Origin of the sequence: Paenibacillus sp. FSL R5-0713 (assembly GCF_037973325.1) — a bacterium.
Classification (GTDB): domain Bacteria; phylum Bacillota; class Bacilli; order Paenibacillales; family Paenibacillaceae; genus Paenibacillus.
On sequence record NZ_CP150229.1, the window covers coordinates 5,365,126 to 5,384,540 of the forward strand.

Annotated in this window: 21 protein-coding genes; 2 read left to right on the top strand and 19 right to left on the bottom strand. The window is 47.8% G+C overall.

Features of this window, described 5'->3' with window-relative positions:
• Positions 1-47 precede the first annotated feature (47 nt).
• The 13 genes from MKZ12_RS23920 to modA form a co-directional block, all read right to left on the bottom strand.
• Positions 48-1,187 carry a glycosyltransferase gene (locus MKZ12_RS23920; protein WP_339237296.1) on the bottom strand — a complete coding sequence of 380 codons (1,140 nt, stop codon included), beginning with the start codon at positions 1,185-1,187 and terminating at the stop codon, positions 48-50.
• 60 nt (positions 1,188-1,247) lie between these two features.
• The gene (locus MKZ12_RS23925; protein ID WP_339257117.1) at positions 1,248-2,342 is read right to left on the bottom strand and encodes a glycosyltransferase; all 1,095 of its coding nucleotides are present in this window, start codon (positions 2,340-2,342) and stop codon (positions 1,248-1,250) included.
• Positions 2,343-2,697: 355 nt separating this feature from the next.
• Positions 2,698-3,039: a hypothetical protein gene (locus MKZ12_RS23930; RefSeq protein ID WP_339237300.1), complete on the bottom strand. Its 342-nt coding sequence runs from the start codon at positions 3,037-3,039 to the stop codon at positions 2,698-2,700.
• Between the two features lie 4 nt (positions 3,040-3,043).
• The gene (locus MKZ12_RS23935; RefSeq protein WP_339237302.1) at positions 3,044-3,340 is read right to left on the bottom strand and encodes a hypothetical protein; all 297 of its coding nucleotides are present in this window, start codon (positions 3,338-3,340) and stop codon (positions 3,044-3,046) included.
• Positions 3,337-3,678: a hypothetical protein gene (locus MKZ12_RS23940; RefSeq protein WP_017692510.1), complete on the bottom strand. Its 342-nt coding sequence runs from the start codon at positions 3,676-3,678 to the stop codon at positions 3,337-3,339. Before MKZ12_RS23940 ends, MKZ12_RS23935 begins: the two co-directional genes overlap by 4 nt.
• A gap of 23 nt (positions 3,679-3,701) precedes the next feature.
• The gene (locus MKZ12_RS23945) at positions 3,702-3,989 is read right to left on the bottom strand and encodes a hypothetical protein (RefSeq protein WP_017692509.1); all 288 of its coding nucleotides are present in this window, start codon (positions 3,987-3,989) and stop codon (positions 3,702-3,704) included.
• Positions 3,990-4,110: 121 nt separating this feature from the next.
• Positions 4,111-4,863 (bottom strand): amino acid ABC transporter ATP-binding protein, encoded by a 753-nt coding sequence (locus MKZ12_RS23950; protein ID WP_339257119.1) that lies wholly within the window; start codon positions 4,861-4,863, stop codon positions 4,111-4,113.
• On the bottom strand, positions 4,860-5,570 hold the full coding sequence (locus MKZ12_RS23955; RefSeq protein WP_339257120.1) for an amino acid ABC transporter permease: 711 nt from the start codon (positions 5,568-5,570) through the stop codon (positions 4,860-4,862). Before MKZ12_RS23955 ends, MKZ12_RS23950 begins: the two co-directional genes overlap by 4 nt.
• Positions 5,571-5,787: 217 nt before the next feature.
• Entirely contained in the window at positions 5,788-6,543 is a 756-nt protein-coding gene (locus MKZ12_RS23960; RefSeq protein ID WP_339257121.1) for an amino acid ABC transporter permease, read from the bottom strand.
• Positions 6,544-6,566: 23 nt separating this feature from the next.
• Positions 6,567-7,406 carry a transporter substrate-binding domain-containing protein gene (locus MKZ12_RS23965; RefSeq protein WP_339237311.1) on the bottom strand — a complete coding sequence of 280 codons (840 nt, stop codon included), beginning with the start codon at positions 7,404-7,406 and terminating at the stop codon, positions 6,567-6,569.
• Positions 7,407-7,702: 296 nt separating this feature from the next.
• Positions 7,703-8,035, bottom strand: a complete 333-nt coding sequence (locus MKZ12_RS23970; RefSeq protein WP_339257123.1) for a hypothetical protein — start codon at positions 8,033-8,035, stop codon at positions 7,703-7,705.
• A 271-nt stretch (positions 8,036-8,306) separates the two neighbouring features.
• Positions 8,307-8,993: a molybdate ABC transporter permease subunit gene (gene modB / locus MKZ12_RS23975; RefSeq protein ID WP_339257125.1), complete on the bottom strand. Its 687-nt coding sequence runs from the start codon at positions 8,991-8,993 to the stop codon at positions 8,307-8,309.
• On the bottom strand, positions 8,990-9,862 hold the full coding sequence (gene modA, locus MKZ12_RS23980) for a molybdate ABC transporter substrate-binding protein (RefSeq protein ID WP_339257128.1): 873 nt from the start codon (positions 9,860-9,862) through the stop codon (positions 8,990-8,992). The genes modB and modA overlap by 4 nt, the downstream gene beginning before the upstream one ends.
• Positions 9,863-10,100: 238 nt before the next feature.
• On the opposite strand from modA, the gene MKZ12_RS23985 reads away from it, so the two are divergent.
• On the top strand, positions 10,101-11,105 hold the full coding sequence (locus MKZ12_RS23985) for a helix-turn-helix transcriptional regulator (protein WP_339257130.1): 1,005 nt from the start codon (positions 10,101-10,103) through the stop codon (positions 11,103-11,105).
• A gap of 139 nt (positions 11,106-11,244) precedes the next feature.
• Here MKZ12_RS23985 and MKZ12_RS23990 read toward each other — a convergent pair whose 3' ends face one another.
• Positions 11,245-13,317 (bottom strand): beta-galactosidase, encoded by a 2,073-nt coding sequence (locus tag MKZ12_RS23990; protein WP_339257132.1) that lies wholly within the window; start codon positions 13,315-13,317, stop codon positions 11,245-11,247.
• Positions 13,318-13,492: 175 nt separating this feature from the next.
• Here MKZ12_RS23990 and MKZ12_RS23995 point away from each other — a divergent pair, with 175 nt between their 5' ends.
• Positions 13,493-14,350 carry an AraC family transcriptional regulator gene (locus MKZ12_RS23995; RefSeq protein ID WP_339257134.1) on the top strand — a complete coding sequence of 286 codons (858 nt, stop codon included), beginning with the start codon at positions 13,493-13,495 and terminating at the stop codon, positions 14,348-14,350.
• Between the two features lie 116 nt (positions 14,351-14,466).
• Here the strand turns inward: MKZ12_RS23995 and MKZ12_RS24000 are convergent, their stop codons facing one another.
• The 5 genes from MKZ12_RS24000 to MKZ12_RS24020 form a co-directional block, all read right to left on the bottom strand.
• Entirely contained in the window at positions 14,467-14,802 is a 336-nt protein-coding gene (locus MKZ12_RS24000) for a DUF3024 domain-containing protein (protein ID WP_339237327.1), read from the bottom strand.
• Between the two features lie 112 nt (positions 14,803-14,914).
• Positions 14,915-15,184: a 30S ribosomal protein S14 gene (gene rpsN, locus MKZ12_RS24005; RefSeq protein ID WP_339257136.1), complete on the bottom strand. Its 270-nt coding sequence runs from the start codon at positions 15,182-15,184 to the stop codon at positions 14,915-14,917.
• A gap of 233 nt (positions 15,185-15,417) precedes the next feature.
• A complete protein-coding gene (locus tag MKZ12_RS24010; protein ID WP_339257138.1) occupies positions 15,418-16,614 on the bottom strand; it encodes a GTP-binding protein in 1,197 nt (398 codons plus the stop codon).
• Positions 16,615-16,950: 336 nt separating this feature from the next.
• Positions 16,951-18,216, bottom strand: a complete 1,266-nt coding sequence (locus MKZ12_RS24015; RefSeq protein WP_339237331.1) for an MFS transporter — start codon at positions 18,214-18,216, stop codon at positions 16,951-16,953.
• Positions 18,213-19,406 (bottom strand): MFS transporter, encoded by a 1,194-nt coding sequence (locus MKZ12_RS24020; RefSeq protein WP_339257140.1) that lies wholly within the window; start codon positions 19,404-19,406, stop codon positions 18,213-18,215. The genes MKZ12_RS24015 and MKZ12_RS24020 overlap by 4 nt, the downstream gene beginning before the upstream one ends.
• Between the last annotated feature and the right edge of the window lie 9 nt (positions 19,407-19,415).

The window sequence follows — 19,415 nt, forward strand, 5'->3', positions numbered from 1 at the left end:
GCGGATATCCGATACAGGGTACTGTGCACACCTCCTCCCGGCCAGGATTAAGGAAATATAATGGTTAACATTTCATTAATTCTTTTGCCATACGTGTGGTCTTTTAGGGTACGCTCGAGTCCACGAAGGGCAATCTCACGGCGTTCCTTTTCATGCGTAAGATAATATTCCACCTTTTCGAGTAACTCCTGCGGCGAGGAATACGTCTCAATCTCCACACCCGGTTTGTAGAAACGCGTAATGTCATCCCTTGCGTCGGTCAACTGTAGTGTTGTGGAAGCGGCAATTTCAAACGTTCTTGGGTTCGGTGAGGCTGGCGGGATTTTGAGGTGATTATTATTGACGGAATCATCTTCGTGGGATCGATGCAGGTTAATGACAATTTTGGTGCCATTGTACACATCATTGGTCTCCTGTGGACTCATCCAGCGGCCAAGTTCAATCTTCTCGCCATAGGCAGTATAGTCAGGCAGACGGTCCCACCAGATTCCGTTAAATACTGTATTGTGTGACATCAACTGAGGCATGATTGGATTAAAGAAGTATACCCGGTTCCAATAAGCCGAGCCGATAAAGCTGACATCCCGTTTTAACGGGGAAGGGGTTGTAATCGGAAAATAATGATTGGTGAACGCGGCAAAAGGGAGATAATGGACTGACGCGCAGCCGTTTTGTCGATATAAATCGATGCAGTTCAGTTCCAACGTGAAGATATGGTCAAAATGTTTGACGATATCAAGCGTCATGTCTGTATAGTACGGATCATCAGTCAGCCAGATGGCCGTCTGAATGCCGGCTTGGCGGATCGCATCGATATGCTCGATGGGTATATCCATTCCATCCAACACAAGCACCAGATCAGGACGCGTCTGCAGCGCAATCTCAGAAACCGGTTGACGCGGATCCGTGAGGGTTACCTGAGCCACCATTCCCTGTAGCGTGGCCATGATGGCCTCATCCAACGGGGAGTATGGGAAACCTTTACCCGAAGATACATACAGCACGTGAACTTGTCGGAAAGGCAACGGTTCCTGTGCACAATTTACAATATAGTTGGCGCGACCGCGCAGATATCCTTCTTCTTTACCTGCGTCATATCCGGCATGTTGCCCATTTTTGCGCGCTTGATCAGCCAGGCTCAGTACCGGTGCATGAACCTTTTTGGTTTTACGGTGTTTGAGAGACATACCGCCACTCCTTTATTTTTTGGGATAGGTTACTCGTTGTGCTGTTACTTCAGACGGGGGTTACAGATGTTCCAGCAACTGACCAATACGGCGAATGAACGTGTGCTGGTTCATCGTGGTGAGAAGTCCCCGCCATGCCATCGCCTGTCGTTCTTCTTCATGCTTCAGATAATAGTGGATCTTGCGCTGAAGTTCTGCTGCGTTGGTGAAGGTCTCGATGTCATATCCCGGCTTATAATAACGGGGCAAATCCGCACGTGCATCCGTAATCTGCATGGTGCCGCAGGCACTAATCTCATACGTGCGCGGGTTAATGGAATGACCTTCAAGATGATGTGTGTTGCGATTGTCTTCCCCATTCTCGCAAGTCCGGTGAATGTTAATGACAATCTTGGCGCCATTGTAATAATCGACTGTCTCTCCCGGAGCAATCCATCCTTCGTGGATGAAGCGGCCCAGTACATCAAAACGTGCCAGCCGGTTCCACTGACTACCTGCAATGAATACCTTTTTGTCCGCAAGAAATGGAGCCAGCTCATCAAACAAGGCAATCCGGTTCCAAAATCCGGTACCGATAAAACAAATATCATGCTGATGTTGCGGTGCCGCGCGACGCGGTTGAAACATCCCCGGATTCACTGCGAGTGGCATATAGATAACCCGGTTCGCTCCATGTCCTTGATAGAATGGTACAGCGGCCTCTTCATGTGTGAACACGACATCATAGTGTTGACACAGGGACACAGTATCCTCGGTAAAATACGGATCATCCACAAACCACACAGCTGTTCGAATACCGAGTGCACGTATGCCCTTCACCTGCTCCAGATGATCCGGGGGAAACACATGCAGACCATTCATAACGAGCACAACATCTGGCCGATGCTGACTGGCTTCCTGCAACATCGTTGCTGGCGATCCAACAACGCATTCACGTACAGACTGTTGCAGGGCCAGGGTGACACCTTCATCGATGGCATCGAACCCTTGCGGAATATACAGCACCTTCATGTCCCGCAGGGTCGGTTCAAACATCTGCACCCGCTCCATCATGGCTTGACAGCCGCCAAATCTGCGGCCTTCTGCATATCCGCCGCGGTAAGCTGTCTCCGCTTCAGTTAGCGGACGGTGTCTTCGTTTTGCCACATTCTTCACCCTGTCTTCCTTCAGGAGATCTCACTTCCAGACTCTCCCCGAGATTGGTCTTCCCTCTAAAGGATATGCCTCGGGGTCAGATGCATCATGGACGGGTGTCCTGCAAGGCGCAAAATTGGCGCTTGCCCTCCACATCCGCCTGTACGGGCATGTCCGCTTTTGCGGCGATGCAAATAACCCGGGGGGATCTGTCCCCCCGGGCTATCATCATTTGTTTGGCATCACCAGCATCGAATATGGAATACAGCCGAAATAAGCCGATGCTTACGAAGGTTGCTTCGGAAACAGTGCAGTTGCTCACGTAGTCTTCCCTACGCTCCGCTGCTCCATTTCTAGCTTCATTCCATCTTCTCAGTTACTGTGCTTTGTACGCCAGCTGATGTCCGTCCTCGAATCCCTTGGCGAAACCCGCGTTGAATCCCTCGTTGTACGCCTCGTTGTATCCCTGGCTGTACGCACCGTCCGGATTCGGATCGGTAGGGGTAGCCGGGACGATGGGTTGTACAGGCTTCGGACTCCGGTACCGCCGTACCGTCCGTTTCTTTTTTTTGAGCCACGCACTGCGTCCTTTAAGTGGGCGTTTGTGAAGAACACGTTTGGCTCTGAGCGCACGCAGCTTGCGAATTTTGCGCAGACGGGCTCCACGAGTTACCAAAGCTCTTTTGGTTCTCAGTCGTATTTTCTTCTTCTTTAACATGTCATCATTCCTCCTGTATATCCCGAACGATACGAATTGCACACTCGGGGTCTTTGAGCCACGGCAAGCCTGGCTCCCCATGCTGGATTCGAGCCAGCCTGATTCCCGTTACCATGCGAGACATCTCTTCCTGATAGCGACTCAGCAGACGAATGTTTTCGGCCAGACTGCGGGCGGATACTTCCGAATGAGCAGTTACACTGGCTACACTGTCCAGAATGCGTGCCAGCGCCTGCTGACTGTGTGCAATGGATTCAATGAGGGCCAGTTTAGCTTCCTGCTCACGCCGCATCAGACTCATTTTCCCATGTCTCCCAGATCCATGCCGCCAAACATGCCACCATCCATACCGCCGCCATCTTCGCTGTCGTTCTGTACCATCACCGCTTTGAGATTGTTGCACAGTCCGGTCTCCATCCGGGTTAAACCTTCCAGCAATTCCACCAGCTGATCATGCATTTTGAGTGGCTCGCCGACCTGATCCCCATGCGTCAGAAAAGTATCCCCATTCAAATGATTCAGCGTCCAGTTCCGTACCTTCTCGGCCTCAATCGCTTTTGCCTCCAGAATCAGGGCAATATTCCACTGCATCTTGGCTGCTGCGTCCAGCATCAGAATGAGGCTCTGTTCTCTACTCATGTTCCTTCACCCGCCTTCCGGGCTTATTCTTCCTCTTGAACCGCGATCTCCCGCATGACTTGGGTCAGCGTTTCGGCTACAGCCTCTTCCAGATCTGCAAGGCCTCCCAAGTAAGAGATAATGCTTTTGTTGATTTGCCCAGAGCTATCCAGCAGACCGTCAACGCCATCCAACTCCGGTTCGATATCTGGCAAATGATTAATGATTTCAGACATGCGCACAGCGACTTGGCGTTTGGCATCCAGCACACGTGCGATCTGCTGGTGAGAGTGTGCAATATGTGTGATGATTTCATCGATTTTGCTCTGCATGGTCCTCCTCCTTACCGTCACGGCCTGCTTCACCCATAGAAAAACCCGGCCTATCAGCATTTGCCTGTTACAGCATATGCCGGGCCGGGATCGTCAGTTACTACAGCTTGCGCCTATATCGTCAGATGACATAACTCCAGTCAGAAGAATACCGACTGAGGAATTGGCGAGTCCGTTCCTGCTTGGGACGCACAAATACCTCTTCCGGGGTTCCTTCCTCTACAATGGAACCCCCGTCCATGAAAACAACCCGATTTGCCACCTCACGGGCAAACCCCATTTCATGGGTAACGACAATCATGGTAATCCCCTCTTGAGCAATTGAGCGGATGACAGACAACACCTCCCCCACAAGCTCGGGGTCCAGTGCCGAGGTCGGTTCATCAAACAAAATCACTTCGGGATTCAGTGCCAGTGCTCTGGCGATTCCTACCCGCTGCTGTTGTCCACCGGACAACATACTTGGATATTCATTGATTTTGGCAGACAGTCCGACTTGTTCAAGCACACGCAAGGCACGAGTACGGGCATCAGCTTTGGATATTTTCTGGGCAATAATCAAACCCTCCGTGACGTTATCCAGCACCGTCTTATGTTTGAACAGATTATAATGTTGGAAGACCATCGCCGTTTTCCGTCTCAATTGCACAATGTCATGTTTGCGTGCATGCTTGCAATCCACAGTCAATCCACTGATCTGAACCTTGCCTTCATCGGCACGTTCCAGAAAATTGACGCAGCGCAGCAGCGTTGTTTTACCTGATCCACTCGGTCCAAGGATCGCAACGACATCACCCTGCTCCACCGTCAGATCAATCCCCTTCAATACGTCCTGCTTGCCAAATGTTTTGTGTATGTTCGTTAGTGTAATCATGACACGCCTCCTTTGCTGTACACGGCAACCCGACGCTCAAGCAAAGCAGTGATCCGCTCGGCAATGAGGGTCAGCCCCCAGTAGATGAACGCGGCGGCGATAAAGGCCTCCAGAAATTTCAGACTGACGGATGCCACCACATCCGCTTTACCGAGAATGTCCATCTGTGACACGGTAAAGGCGAGTGTTGATCCATGCAGGAACCCGACAAACATGCTGCACAGATTAGGCAATACCGCCCCGATCGCTTGAGGAATGATGATGCGCCTTAAAGCCTGGAATGTGCTCATACCCACAGCGTGTGCAGCTTCCATCTGACCGATATCAACGGCAAGAATGCCTGAACGGATAATCTCGGACATATAGGCGCCCGCAGTAAGCGAGAAGGCAATGAGTACAAATACGAGAATCGGGATCGATGAAGATTGGAAAGCCCAACCGTAACGTTCCGACAGCTTATCAATAATCATCGGAACACCATAATAGATGAGGAATAGATGCATCAGCATCGGTGTTCCACGCAGGAAAGAAACGTAGAAGTCAGCAATGCGATGAATCCACCGCACACGATAAATACGGATCAGAGCCGTAGCCAGACCAATTCCGAAGCCTGCAATTAACGGAACAATCGTAATGACGAGTGTCAGTGGCAATGCCTTCAGAATTTGAAAAAAAGAGGTATAGATAAACTGGAGATCAATCGACATATGCTCACCCCGCTATTCGTTTTTCAGTGAGAGTTCAAAAAATCTGGTTTTCAGTACCGAAAAGATGGAATGAAGTTAGAAATGGAGTAGCGGAGCGTAGGGAAAACTACGTGAGCAACCGCAATGTTTCCAAAGGAAACATACTTCGTAAGCCTCCCGCTTATTTCGGCTGAATTTCAACTTCGATGCTGATGATGCCGCGAGGCATGATTCGTAATCAAAAGCGGACTTTTTGAACAACCTCTCTCAGGCGTTTGGCGCGAACGGTCGATTTGTGTACAACCCTCTTGCGTTCATGACGCTGTAGTCTGCGTTCTGCAACGGCAAATCCTTTTTCCAGTACAATGACAATGACATAATAGACCACAGACAGACTGATATATACCTCAAGTGCGTGGGACGTGGCGGAGATTAACGTCTGCCCTCTGCCCACCATATCCATGACACCAATGGAGAAAGCCAAAGAAGTATCCTTTAATGAACCGATTAACGTATTGGCCATGTTAGGAAAAGCAACAATCAGTGCCTGCGGAACGACAATCCGCCGAAAAGACTGGAATGTCGTCATACCCGCAGCATAGGCTGCCTCCGTCTGACCTTTATCCACACTGCGCACTGCGCCGCGAAAGATCTCGGCAAAGGATGCCGCATCACTAAACGCATAGGTCACAATGACAAATAACAACGGGTCGGTTCTCGACAGGTCGATGCCAATCGGTTTGAGCAACTCGGGAAGTCCGTAATACACCAGGAACAATTTGATCAGGATCGGTGTGCCCCGCATGAATGAGACGTACAGGGTAGCCAGCTGGCTTAGTACCGGAATCCGATACAGACGGGGAACGGCCAGAAGCACGCCGCCCACCAGTCCGAGCACGATGGAGCCACCCAATACAATCAGTGTTATATGCAAATATCGTAGCAGTTCCGGGATGAAATCCAGAACCAATGACAGATCAAATGATTTTCCCATGACCGCTGCACACCTCTCTCAGACTACTCTTCAACCGTATAGTCAGCCCCAAGCCACTCTGTACTCAGCTTGCCTAATGTCCCATCTTCTTTGATCGATTTGAGCGCTTCGTCCACTTTGGTTTTGAGCTCCTGCTCATCCTTGTTCAGAATGAAATACACTTTGGAATTGGAGAGGGCATCTCCCACCGTTTTCAACTGGGCATCCACCGCTTTATTCTGATAATCAATGGCAAACTGAGTGCTGATCGTTGCATCCACCCGGCCTGTTTTGATCTGGGTAATGGTATCCTCACCTGCTCCGGAATAGACGATATCAATGCCGTTACCGTTCGCTGCATTCCATTTCTCAGCAAGTACAGCCGCATTACTCGTAGCGCCGACAATCAGTTTTTTCCCCTTCAGATCCTCAATCGATTTGACTTCCTCATTTTTCTGACTGACGACAATTTTATTTGGGAAAATATTATAGGCTTCATCATTAAACAGGAACTTGGCCTGTCTCTCTTCATTTACTTCCATCTGGTGAGCGATCAAGTCAATTTTTTTCGTTTCCAGACTCAGCAGCAGGTTTTTGAAATCCATAGTGCTGAATTCGAATTCGTAGTCAGGCAAACGTTTGTCGATCTCCCGGATCAATTCCACATCATAACCTGTTAACTTGCCATTTTCATCAATGAAGCAGACATTCGGGAACTGTGTACCTGTTCCTACAATGATTTTTTTCACTTTGGTATCGCCTGCTGCCGAAGCAGATTCTGACTCATTACTTGCAGTACCTGTGCTGCATCCAGCCAGAACCGCCAGCATTGTAATGAACAGCAGTGCTGTCCGGAATTGTTGAATCCCCCGTTTTTTAACCATTCCCAATCTCCTCCACAGGCTGTTATCACAGCAAATATGATGTGTGCTCCCATTCCGATACTTATTAACAAACCATTCTTACTTGTATAGTCGGAATTAGGTTGAACAAAGAATATCATTACAACTTATCTTTGGGCAATAACTAAACTAATAGGACATCCTGATAAGGTTATAGAACTTCTCTATCGTACATGAAGAAGCCATCCCCAATATCATTGGTGGATGGCTTCTTCATGTATGACTCTCGTTCAATTATATCTTTTGGCGTTACACCATATCTTGCTTTACTCTCTCATCTATCTGCGACTTGCCCATTTAATTTTACGCGCAACTTCCACTCGCTGTAATTGCAAGAGGCCGATCCGTTCCTCGAACTTCTTGCGTTCATCCATGGAATGAGCGGCATGAATCTGATGGCACAGACCAGTAAGTTTACTGTTAATATAATCGAACCTTGTCCATAATTCCTCTTCAGGTGTGCGCTGCTGGTCCGTCGCCGTCTGAAATATTTTAAGTTGGTGGATTAAGGATTGCTGCCATTCCTGATCTTGAATTTGGATGGCAAAATGCAAAAGATCCAGATAGTCATCGATTTGCAACGAAACGCCGCAATCAGGTCTAGTGTTCATCGTCGTCTCTCCTTATTTCAGTACTTGGCTGGAATCAATTACTTCTATCTTACAGGAACAAGCCCACTGAAAGCGAGTACTGAATGATTAAATTTTGGTATTTTTTTTATTTTTTTATGTTAAAACAGCTTTACATTTCCATTCGTTCCAATTCGGTTAACATTTGATATTAATGCATATGAAATATATGATAAAAACCCGCGTTAAGGAAGAAGTTTTTTCCTTAAAACGGGTTTTAAGTGATGAGATATATCGTATATCTATTTAAATTTCAGTCGTTTTTACCATCTCGCTGCTGTCTGGTCATCAATAACATGATAAACGAGATGATGATAATGGAAACAGTCCATGCCCAAGCCATGGTCTGATTGCCTGAATCCACAGCGACATAGATTGCCGTGGGTACCGTTTGTGTTTTGCCCGGAATATTGCCTGCAATCATCAGTGTCGCTCCGAATTCCCCGAGTGCCCGGGCAAAGCCCAGGATGAAGGCGGTCATCAGCGCTCTGGCTGCGAGCGGCAAGGAAATGTAACGAAAGACCTGCCACTCATTCGCCCCAATCGAACGACCTGCATCTTCCAGATCCCGATCGACACCACTGAATCCCGATTTCATGGTCTGATACACGAGTGGAAAAGCAACCACCACCGCAGCAATCACCGCTGCCCACCAGGTGAAAATAACCGGTGCAGAGAATATGGCTTCAATCCATTGTCCAAGCAGACTTTTACGCCCCAGTATGACAAGTAACAGAAATCCGACCACCGTTGGTGGAAGGACTAGTGGTAGCATAAATGCCGTTTCCACCAGAATCTTTCCCCGAAATGAAGTACGTGACATCTTCCAGGCTACCGCAATTCCGAACACAGTGGCCACCACGCTGGATAACAGCGCAACCTGAAGCGACAGGCGCACCGGCGACCAGAATACGGACCAGTCTATGGCGTTCATATTCATTCCGGAATTGTGAATCCGTATTTCGCGAAGATATCCAGTACTTCAGGGGTTTGCAAATACGCATAGAATTGTTCGGCCTCTGTGCGGTGTTTCGTTCCTTCAATAATGCCTATCGGATAATTGGCGGGTGTGTAGCTGTTCTTGTCCACCTCAAACGCAATTTTCACCTGATCTGAAGTAAGAGCATCCGTTTTATATACAAATCCGGCATCTGCATTACCTGTCTCTACATATTGAAGGACCTGTCTAACGTCTTTCCCCTGCACTAGCTTGCTTTCCAGTTCATCCCACAACTTGGCATTGGTCAGAGCTTCCTTGGCATAGGTTCCCGCAGGCACACTTTCCGGAATGCCAATCGCTACCGTCTTGATGGAGTCATTGGTGAGATCCGTTTCGCCGGTTACGGTATTGGTCCCTTCTGCTGGCACAATCGCCACCAGTGAATTCTGTAGCAGATTCTTCTGATCGCCTGATGCAATCAGGTTCTCATCCACCAGCGCATTCATATTTTTCGTTGCCGCCGATACAAAGATATCAGCGGGGGCGCCCTGTTCAATCTGCTGTTGCAAGGCACCCGAGGCGCCAAAATTGAAATTAAGTTCTATATAAGGATTAGCTAGCTCATAATTGGCTTCAATCTCTTTCATCGCATCGGTCAGACTGGCAGCCGCAGAGATCGTCAGATCTACCGTTTCCTGAGGATCACTGTTGCCCGCTGATGAACCTTCACCTGATGCCGCTGGCGTTGAAGTCGTTCCTTCTGCACCCGTGGATGTATCCGTAGTGCTCGTGCTTGCGCCACAACCAGCCAATACTAGAGCCAGTCCCAGTGACATACTTCCCAAAATATATCCGATTCTCTTTCTCATTCAGTTCTCCCCCAACGTTATCTCTGGTTATAACTAGTTATAATTAATTATATCTAATTATACACAAGACCAAAAAAATGGGAAGGTGATTTCAATCACAATTGATTTTTGTTACCTGTCTTCTGCGTTTCTTGCGTGTTCTCAGGTTTATGGCACACCTCAATTAATGATATAGTACAAGAAACATTCCATTACGATGAATGATCGGATCTATATCTTTGAAGGAGGATCTTCACTTATGACGGAGGAGCAATCCTACACAACCGAAGAAATATCCAAGCTACTCAAAATATCGAAACTGACAGTCTATGACCTGATCAAAAAGGGAGACCTTGTCGCCTACCGTGTGGGTAAACAAATGCGGATTGATGCAACGGATCTGGAGGCATATAAACGCCGATCCAAGCAACTCCAGTCCTCAGGTCAGCGTATCCCGAATACGGTTCAGACCTCGGTATCAGGGACTCAGCCAGGTCATGGTGATGCTCAGGAAAATTCCTTACAAGTGAGTTCTACCCATACAATGACTTCTGCACCACGGCATCTGGTCATAACAGGTCAGGATGTCAGTCTGGATATCCTAATGCGCCATATGGAAAAACAAACCCGGGACATTCGTCCGCTGCGCTCGTTTATGGGCAGTCTGGACGGACTTATCTCAATGTATCGTGGTGAATCCGATCTGGTCAGCACCCATCTGCTCGACGGAGATACCGGTGAGTATAATCTGCCGTATATTCGCAAAATTCTGACAGGACGATCCTATGTTGTGGTAAACCTGCTGTCACGTCCTGCCGGGCTATATGTACAGCGTGGCAACCCGCAGAACTTGCAGCATTGGACCGATCTGAGCAAGCCTGAACTAAGACTAGCTAATCGGGAGAAGGGTTCTGGTGCGCGGGTATTGCTGGATGAGCAACTTCGGTTGCATGGTATTTCTGCCGCAGGCCTGATCGGATATGAAATGGAAGAAACCAGTCACATGGGCGTGGCTGCCAAAGTGAGTTCTGGCGAAGCCGATGTCGGAGTTGGCATTGAGAAAGCTGCACGACTTGTGGGCCAGGTTGATTTTATCCCGCTCGTTCAGGAACGCTATGATCTGGTCATGCTGAGGAAGCAGGGTAATGAAGCCTGGACAGAATCGGTGCTGCGAATTCTCCAATCCCCGGAGTTCAGGCAGGAACTGCAATCATTCGAGGGCTATGATGTATCGCGAACAGGTGAAATTTTGTATGAAGCATAGTTATACCGTCCTTAACAGTTCATGCTCAACGTGAGTTACACATCACATCATGCATATATCAAACGCCTTGCAATGGATGCAAGGCGTTTTTGGTATTTCTTTGTATATATATAAGTCATGATATGGATGAATGGATGGATTAATATGGCAGATCGATCTCAAAAATGAACACACCATACGCGGGCATGCTGATCTCATCCTGAAGTGTTGTACCCGACAGCAACTCTTTGGCTTGCTTTTTAAGTTGGATGGCCACTTGGTGTTCCGAGTAGTTGAGTAAAAATACATAAGCTTTATCCTTACCGGAACGGATCCCAAGCTCAACTTCGGACGGCACCTCCACCAGATCATCCACAGGCGAGACTAGCCCGATTTCATCCAGAAGAGCATCGACGACCGGTTCATTGTAAGCCGCACCATAATACCATACCTGCCCCTGACCCACCGTACGTTTGGTCAATGCAGGACTACCTGCATAATATTCGGATGCATACTCGGCCACGACCTGTACGTCGGGATGCTCCACATGAAGAACTTCGTTAAATCCGGCCGTTGGCGTTCCCTCCTCAAGCCGCTTACTCTCTCCATTCCATTGCAACGTGGCTGCGGAAACGGTTCCCTTGATTAAGGTGAAGTCCTCTACGGTTACACCACACAACTCAGCGACAGCCCCTGGGAACGGTCTCATATAACAATGTCCCTTGAGATCCTTATAACCGGTGCGTGCACCGAAAAACAGGGTGCCCCCTTGACTGACATAGGCTTGCAGCAGTTCTGCTGTCTCGTCTGTCATGATGGCCGGGTGAGCATAGATGATCACCTTATATTCGGTTAACGCCTCCAATGTTGTCGTGGATTGCAGGGTCACCAGATCCGTCGGAATATGACGATACTGGAGCTGCTTATACCAGGAGCGTACACTCTGTTGCTGAAGCGGACCGTGCCACTCATCCAATTCTCCGTCCCAGATGTTATCGTAATCCTGCAGGATCGCAACATTGGCTTGATAAGTAGTGCCCGCAATAACGCGCCCGATCTTGGCAAACTCTTCGCCTACTTGCGCAACCTCGCGTACCCTTCTGTTGGGTTGATTATGGTAATCATTGATGCCATGCCAGTACATCTCGGTGCCAAATGTTGCCGTCCGCCAGCGGAAGTAGACAAGCAGATCTGTTCCGTGGAGAACAGATTGAAATGACCATAATCGGATCTGCCCCGGTCTTGGTGTGCCCATGCCTATACTATCTACCCAACCTCCTGGCCCAGACTGCTGTTCCATGACGCAAAAGTTCGGTGACATATTGCGTACATTGGACAGTTTCATGCTCCAGGCCCGGTCCTGTAACGAATTGTCGTCTGTCCCCGGGAAGATCGTGGCAAACTGTGGATACGAATCATAGGAGAAGAAATCCAATAAGTCCTCTGTCATTTCATGATTATCCAAGTGTCCAAACGTACCGTTTGTGGTGATCCAATGTTTCGGGTCCAGTTCCCGAATAATGTCCACCTGAACCTTGGCAAATGAAATAGTATTGGCTGAGATGAATCTCTTTTCATCCAATGCCAAATGAGGATTTGGCGAAGGACTGACCATATTTCGGGTAAGGTGGACTTGCTCCCAGTCGGTATAGGTCTGACTCCAGAAAACGGTTCCCCAAGCCTGGTTCAGATTCTCTAATGATTCATAACGATTCTTAAGCCATTCACGGAAAGCGACATGATCTGCCTCAGCGTAGAACACATCCATATGGCAATTGAATTCGTTATCGATCTGCCAGCCAATGAGAGCCGGATGATCTTTATAGGCAATCACCATATTACGCACGATTTTCTCACATTGCTGTCTGTAGATGGGGCTGCTGTAGTTGGTATGGCGTCGCATGCCGTGTTGATACAATACGCCGTCTTTATTCGCATTTAATACTTCAGGGTATTTTGAGGTTAACCACGCTGGTGGAGTTGCAGTTGGTGTTCCCAAAATAACGCTCAAACCATATTGATGTGCCAGATCCATTGCCTTCTGGAAAAAACTAAAATCGAACTGGTCTTCTTCCGGTTCAAAGATAGACCATGCGAATTCAGCCATCCGAATAACAGTAATATTCATCTCTCGCATTCTGCGGAAATCGTCCTCCCACAACGCTTCCGACCAATGCTCAGGGTAATAACAGACCCCCATTTTCAATTCATCCATATGTATAGACTTTGCCATCTTCATTTGCCCCCTTAACCTGCCATATTGCCTCCATTCTATTGGAACCTTCACTTATAATAAATGACAAGATTATGCGACTTATAATAAAATATTGTCATGACTATAGATTTAAATCACAGTTGGCTGAATCTATTTGCATTGATTACATAAAAATATTGCGTTCAAATGGAGGATGCACGTGAAAGAACACATCTTTCTCCCCAAGCCGATTTTCCCCAGACATGTATGCTTTCCCGATTTTATTGGAGGGTACAGTGACTTTCCGAAGCATCGTGTGCATCGAGAATATGGCACTACTGAAATTAACTTGGATCAATGTTACAACCTGCACCTTGTACTCAGCGGCAAAGGATTCCTTGACACCGGAACCACACGATATGAGTTAATGCAAGGGCAGGGATTCCTCTATGGCCCCGGTCTCAGACAAACCTACTACTCCGATTCGGATGATCCTTGGAGTATTCGTTGGATTCACTTCTACGGCGTTCGTCTCGAAGAATTGTTAAATGGAAAAGGCGTTGACGAGCCATGGCTGTTTCAATGTTCCAACTTCCCGGTGGTTACCGCGCTCATGGATCGATTAATGGGGCTCGGAAGAGGTTATCAAGTGGAAGACGAGCACAGCATGGCAGCTACGCTGTATGAGCTTCTGACCCGATTGCAATCTGCGGCGAGCAGAATCAATGTTTCGCTTAATCACACTTCAGAGCGAATTCGTGAAGCTGGGAATTATATTCGTTCCCATAGTAACGAGCACATCACGCTTGAACATGTAGCGGGAATTGCCGGATACAGCACAACGTACTTTAGCCGTAAGTTCAGTCAGACGTTTGGCATCTCCTTCCCGGAATTCCTCATGGAATCCAGATTACTCCATGCAAAGCAGCTGCTCGCGACAACCAACCTTTCCATTAAACAAATTACGCTGGAAACAGGATTTTCACAGTCGAGCTATTTCATCCGATGTTTCAGAACCCAGGAAAACGTAACACCCATGCAATTTCGCATGATGCACAATCATTCGTTATAGGCACGGCACATATTTCTTAATCAAGCTGACGCAAAAGAAGACACTGCATACAACATACAGAGTCTTCTTCGCTCATTTTTCATAAGTGCTCATTCGTATCCTCGACATCGTCGCCCTTACTCACGCCAGAACAGTCCAGCCTCATCCCGTTCCACCTGTTCAAGCATATCCTCAAAATCAGAACAAGGTGTAATAATATCTACCGGGTTCCAGCTGCTTTGTTCATCTCTGGCATACACTTTCCACTGATTTTCTTCCCAGTAGAATCGGGCAATGTGCATCTTATCCCATTGATACCGTTCCTCGGCGGGTCTTTCTTCGGTCAGGATCAGTTCATTGTCATTCATCTCATATGTCAACTTCACCATCGTACGCAGTGGCGCAGGTACCTTCTCATGAATATATCCGTTCATTACGGACTGAATTCTTCGTAACGTAAACAAGTCCAACATGAAGATGCACACCCTTTCAGCAAAATAACACCCTGCTCTACACACCGCATGTAGCCAAACACACAACAATCTGCCTTCATGCAAAGATGGTCAGCCACATCCCTTGATCATATTACCAGCTGGATTTAGTTACACCTGGAATCTGTCCTTGATGGGCCAGTTCTCTGAACTTGATTCGAGACACCTTGAACTTGCGTAGGTAACCCCGCGGGCGGCCCGTCACTTCGCAACGGTTCTTCAAACGAGTCGGAGATGCATTCCGCGGCAATTTCTGCAATGCCTCGTACTCCCCTTTTTCCTTCAATTCCAGGCGCAGGTCCGCATATTTTGCCACGATCGCCTGACGTTGCTTCTCACGTACCACTTTAGATTTTTTAGCCATGAATTATAGCTCCTTTATCCATTGAATGTATGTTTATAAATTGAACTAAAGAATATTTACACTGCACACTCCGATGACAGAACAACCTTCCGATCGCTGTTATCCCCAGATTTTATTAATTCCTTTGATAAAGGGGAAATCCGGGGATAAAGGCGAAGCATATGCTTCCGATGCAGCTTTCTTTCAGAAAGCTTTTAGCTTCGCTTCTTCAGGTCCTTTCTGTCCTCTCTGACTTATACAGCTTCCACAGGCCATGGCAGCGGATTGTCAAAATGACCCCAGTCTGCCAGCATTTCTTCATCACTAAGCAGGCACTGGTCCAGCTCATCTTCAATACTGACACGTTCCATGTCGATTCCAATCATGACAAGCTCCGTCTGGCGATCTCCCCACTGGGCATCCCATTTCTCCAGAACATCCGGTTCGTTACGCAAAATTTCTTCTTTGTCTGCTTCCGGCAAAGCCACGACCCAATGTCCCGCAGGACCAAATTGAATGGATGGTCCTGCCTGACTCAAGCTTGCAGCAACATCTCCTTGGGCGGCAAGCCATACCAAGCCTTTGGCACGTACCACTTCTTCCGGCCAGTAACTCATGAATTCAGCCAGACGGGAAGGGTGGAATGGCTTTCTGCGGCGATAAACGAAGGAAGCAATGCCATATTCCTCTGTTTCCGGTGTATGCGACTCCTTCTCCAGCTCCTGAATCCATCCAGCGGACATGCTCACCTTTTCAAAATCAAAACGGCCTGTATTCAGAATCTCAGACGGATTCACCTGTCCATTCTCAGTGCGAATGATTTTGGCATTAGGCTGTAGCTTGCGGATGATGCCTTCCAGTTTATTCAGCTCGGTGTCATCGACCAGATCACATTTGTTCAGCAGCAGTACATCACAGGTTTCGATCTGATCAATCAACAAGTCTACGACGTCACGGGTGTCCTCATCTCCGGTCGCCTGATTACGATCCAGAAGACTCTGTCCTGATCCAAAATCATGCCAGAATCGATTGGCATCCACCACCGTTACCAGACAGTCCAGTCTGGCCAGGCTAGTCAGGTCAATGCCCGACTCCTCATCCGCATATGTAAAGGTCTGTGCGACAGGTACAGGTTCACTGATACCAGTGGATTCGATCAAAATATAATCATACTTGCCTTCATTCACCAGCTTCTCAATCTCCTGCATCAGATCATCCCGCAAGGTGCAGCAGATACAACCGTTCGATAACTCCACCAGCTTCTCTTCGGTTCGAGACAAGCTTGCCTCCCCCTTAACCAGCGCAGCATCGATATTCACCTCACTCATGTCGTTGACGATTACGGCAACCTTAAGCCCTTGTCTGTTGTTCAACACGTGATTTAAAACGGTTGTTTTCCCTGAACCGAGGTAACCACTTAGTACGGTTACCGGAATTTGCTTTTGTGTCATAGAAATCTACTCCTTATATGTGCAGTCTGCGTAATCCAGACTTTAATAGTAATTATTACGATTAATAACATTGACTATAATCCTGTTGCACAGTCGTTGTCAAACTATTTTTACGAAATACTCCAGGAAAATGGATATGAGAAACATCTATCGACGTACTTTCAGAGAAGGTAGACCGTCTTCAGTTGAAGTTTTTCTTAAGATAATTGAACTGTTCAGATCCTTTGAAAACTTATAAATTTTAAGATATAAAAAAGACCCATGATCTGTCTCCTGCCGCTTGTATCCTGATGATACGTGCCGGAAAATTCAGTTCATGAGCCTTTACTTTACTATTCAGCTTGCTGCCACAGATCTAGCCTTATTGCCCGCTTCCATCCGTTGCCTGAACACCAGCACCAGAACCATCGCTGCAATAGACAGCAACGTACAGATCATGAACATGGTCGAATATGAACTCACCTGCACAATAAGCCCCATTGCCAGTCCACCCAGAGAGAATCCGAGGTCATACGAGGACATGAAGATGCCCATGAGTACATATCTGGAATCCGCAGGCAGCACAAAAGACAAGTATGTGGTTAATGTCGGGTACAACAATGCCAGAGCAAAACCGCTAAATACAGCAGAAAGATACACCAGTGGCCCGATGGTCTCCATGAGACTGAGCAACTGGGTTCCCATTGCTGCACACAGCATCAGCCCTGCCATAAGCCAGGTATTCCAGCTGCCGTCAGACGGAATTTTTTTACGCAAAATAAACCTGCACAGAATGACAACCAATCCCTGAATCGTCAGAAACACGCCTGCACTTGCCATTCCGGTGGATACCATATACAAGGGAAGGAAGGTCGCTGTTGCCCCAAAAACGCAGGACGCAAATAACATCACTACACTGCTGATCAGCAGTGGTGTACTGCGCCAAATGCCGCCGAATGAACGAAACATGTCACCCAAGGTATACGATTTGTTCTGCACGGTACTCCGTGGCAGATCCACATTATATCCAATCAGAAGTGGCAGAGCCGCCAGTCCGATCATTAGCAGCGTAAACGCCAGATCACTGGCATTTTCCCAGATTTGTATGGCAAGGATCGGAATGACCAGAGAAGGAACCATCGTAAACAGGGTGTACATGGACAGCCCTTGTGCCCGGTCTTTGTCCTCCAGCTTTTCCACAATGCCTGCCTGCATCGTCATGGAGAAAAAGGCCGTAGCCACCCCTTGCAAGGCCCGCAGCCACAGATACGTCTCCACACCAAAAACAACAAATAACAGCAGCGTTCCGGCATGCAAAAGCAATAACCATTGCATCACACGAAGTGGGCCATGCTTACCCAGCAGCTGTGCTGCGAAAGGTCTCAAGAGCATACAGGTGAACATATATGCCCCCATCATCAGACCGATCTCAGCCTGATTCAATCCGGCGGCTTCACTTCGCAAAGGCAGAATAATCGTCAAAGCCGAATTCGCCGCAAAAAACAAAAAGGCCAGCATATAAAACCGGATAAACGAAAAGGATACCGGATTTAATTTTCCATTGGATGTTGCCGTCATCGAAGACTTCAAACGTTCGTCACCACTTTCTCTTCTGGCAGTCAACTCACAGATGTACCTGTCACGGGTCTACGCCGTTCATAGGCAAAAACGATCATTACCGCTCCTAGGATAGCACACATCCTGTACATAAATGAATAGGAAGAGAAGTCAGCAACGGGTCCCATAATCACACCACCCAGAGAAATACCCAGATCCGTCATCGCGATAAATAACCCGATCAGGACGTTCCGATTCAGCTTAGGCAACACAAAAGACAAATAGGTCGTAAGTGTTGGATACAGGATCGCCTGAGCAATTCCCATGAATACAGCCCCCACATAGAAAAAGACTACGCCTCCTGTCACGGCATAACTGACACATTGCGCAGCTACGACGAGCAAACACATGGTGCCCATCATGAAAGGAGAATGCCAACTGCCATCAGACGGAATCCTTTTCCTAAGCATGATTCGAGCCAGCACCACCGTCCCAGCCTGAAGCATCAGATACACACCCGCATTCCCATTTGGTACTTGACTCGCATACAGCGGAATAAAGGTGGTAATCGCACCAAATACAACGGAAGCGGCGAGCATTAACACACTGCATCGAAACAGAAACGGATTCTTCACCAACTGACCAAAGGATTCCCACATACTGACGTTCTGCTCCGAAAGATTCTCAGCAGGTTGCTCCTTGTTTGGTTCCATTTTGGCGGTGTACCCGAAGACGCCAGTACAGACGGCAATGCCGATCAGAACCACTGTAAAATAATCCATGCCTCCCGCCTGCCAGATTCCTAACGCGATAACAGGCCCCACGATTCCCGGAATATAACTGAAGAGTGAATAATATGAAATCCCCTGAGAGCGATCTTTCTCCGGAAGGGCATCAATAATGCCAATCTGCAAAGCCATGGAGAAGAACGCTGTGGAAACTCCTTGCAAAATACGAGCAACCAAATAACCGCCGAGTCCCGTAAAGGGATATAAAATCAGCGCAAATCCATTGATAATCAGAATCAGACGCAATATTTTGATCGGTCCGTACTTTTGAATCATCCGACCTGCCCATGGTCTGAAAAACATGGTTGTGAACATATAAGCGCCCATGATCAGTCCGATCATTGTACCGCTCGCGCCCAAGAACTCCCCTTGCAATGGGATGATCACGTTAAGAATGGCATTGGCACTGAAATAAAGAAGAACCAATATGTACAAGCGCAAAAAAGGCCAAGACATCGCTCCACTCACAATGGGTAT

What these genes read in the sequence shown, in the direction of transcription:
- MKZ12_RS23920 (WP_339237296.1), bottom strand. Translation starts at nt 1,187, where the DNA reads ATGTCTCTCAAACACCGTAAAACCAAAAAGGTTCATGCACCGGTACTG.
- MKZ12_RS24000 (WP_339237327.1), bottom strand. Translation starts at nt 14,802, where the DNA reads ATGTTGGACTTGTTTACGTTACGAAGAATTCAGTCCGTAATGAACGGA.
- MKZ12_RS23990 (WP_339257132.1), bottom strand. Translation starts at nt 13,317, where the DNA reads ATGGCAAAGTCTATACATATGGATGAATTGAAAATGGGGGTCTGTTAT.
- MKZ12_RS23965 (WP_339237311.1), bottom strand. Translation starts at nt 7,406, where the DNA reads ATGGTTAAAAAACGGGGGATTCAACAATTCCGGACAGCACTGCTGTTC.
- MKZ12_RS23985 (WP_339257130.1), top strand. Translation starts at nt 10,101, where the DNA reads ATGACGGAGGAGCAATCCTACACAACCGAAGAAATATCCAAGCTACTC.
- MKZ12_RS23970 (WP_339257123.1), bottom strand. Translation starts at nt 8,035, where the DNA reads ATGAACACTAGACCTGATTGCGGCGTTTCGTTGCAAATCGATGACTAT.
- modA (WP_339257128.1), bottom strand. Translation starts at nt 9,862, where the DNA reads ATGAGAAAGAGAATCGGATATATTTTGGGAAGTATGTCACTGGGACTG.
- MKZ12_RS24010 (WP_339257138.1), bottom strand. Translation starts at nt 16,614, where the DNA reads ATGACACAAAAGCAAATTCCGGTAACCGTACTAAGTGGTTACCTCGGT.
- MKZ12_RS23960 (WP_339257121.1), bottom strand. Translation starts at nt 6,543, where the DNA reads ATGGGAAAATCATTTGATCTGTCATTGGTTCTGGATTTCATCCCGGAA.
- MKZ12_RS23950 (WP_339257119.1), bottom strand. Translation starts at nt 4,863, where the DNA reads ATGATTACACTAACGAACATACACAAAACATTTGGCAAGCAGGACGTA.
- MKZ12_RS23955 (WP_339257120.1), bottom strand. Translation starts at nt 5,570, where the DNA reads ATGTCGATTGATCTCCAGTTTATCTATACCTCTTTTTTTCAAATTCTG.
- rpsN (WP_339257136.1), bottom strand. Translation starts at nt 15,184, where the DNA reads ATGGCTAAAAAATCTAAAGTGGTACGTGAGAAGCAACGTCAGGCGATC.
- MKZ12_RS23935 (WP_339237302.1), bottom strand. Translation starts at nt 3,340, where the DNA reads ATGAGTCTGATGCGGCGTGAGCAGGAAGCTAAACTGGCCCTCATTGAA.
- MKZ12_RS23940 (WP_017692510.1), bottom strand. Translation starts at nt 3,678, where the DNA reads ATGAGTAGAGAACAGAGCCTCATTCTGATGCTGGACGCAGCAGCCAAG.
- modB (WP_339257125.1), bottom strand. Translation starts at nt 8,993, where the DNA reads ATGAATATGAACGCCATAGACTGGTCCGTATTCTGGTCGCCGGTGCGC.
- MKZ12_RS23995 (WP_339257134.1), top strand. Translation starts at nt 13,493, where the DNA reads ATGCACGTGAAAGAACACATCTTTCTCCCCAAGCCGATTTTCCCCAGA.
- MKZ12_RS23945 (WP_017692509.1), bottom strand. Translation starts at nt 3,989, where the DNA reads ATGCAGAGCAAAATCGATGAAATCATCACACATATTGCACACTCTCAC.
- MKZ12_RS23930 (WP_339237300.1), bottom strand. Translation starts at nt 3,039, where the DNA reads ATGTTAAAGAAGAAGAAAATACGACTGAGAACCAAAAGAGCTTTGGTA.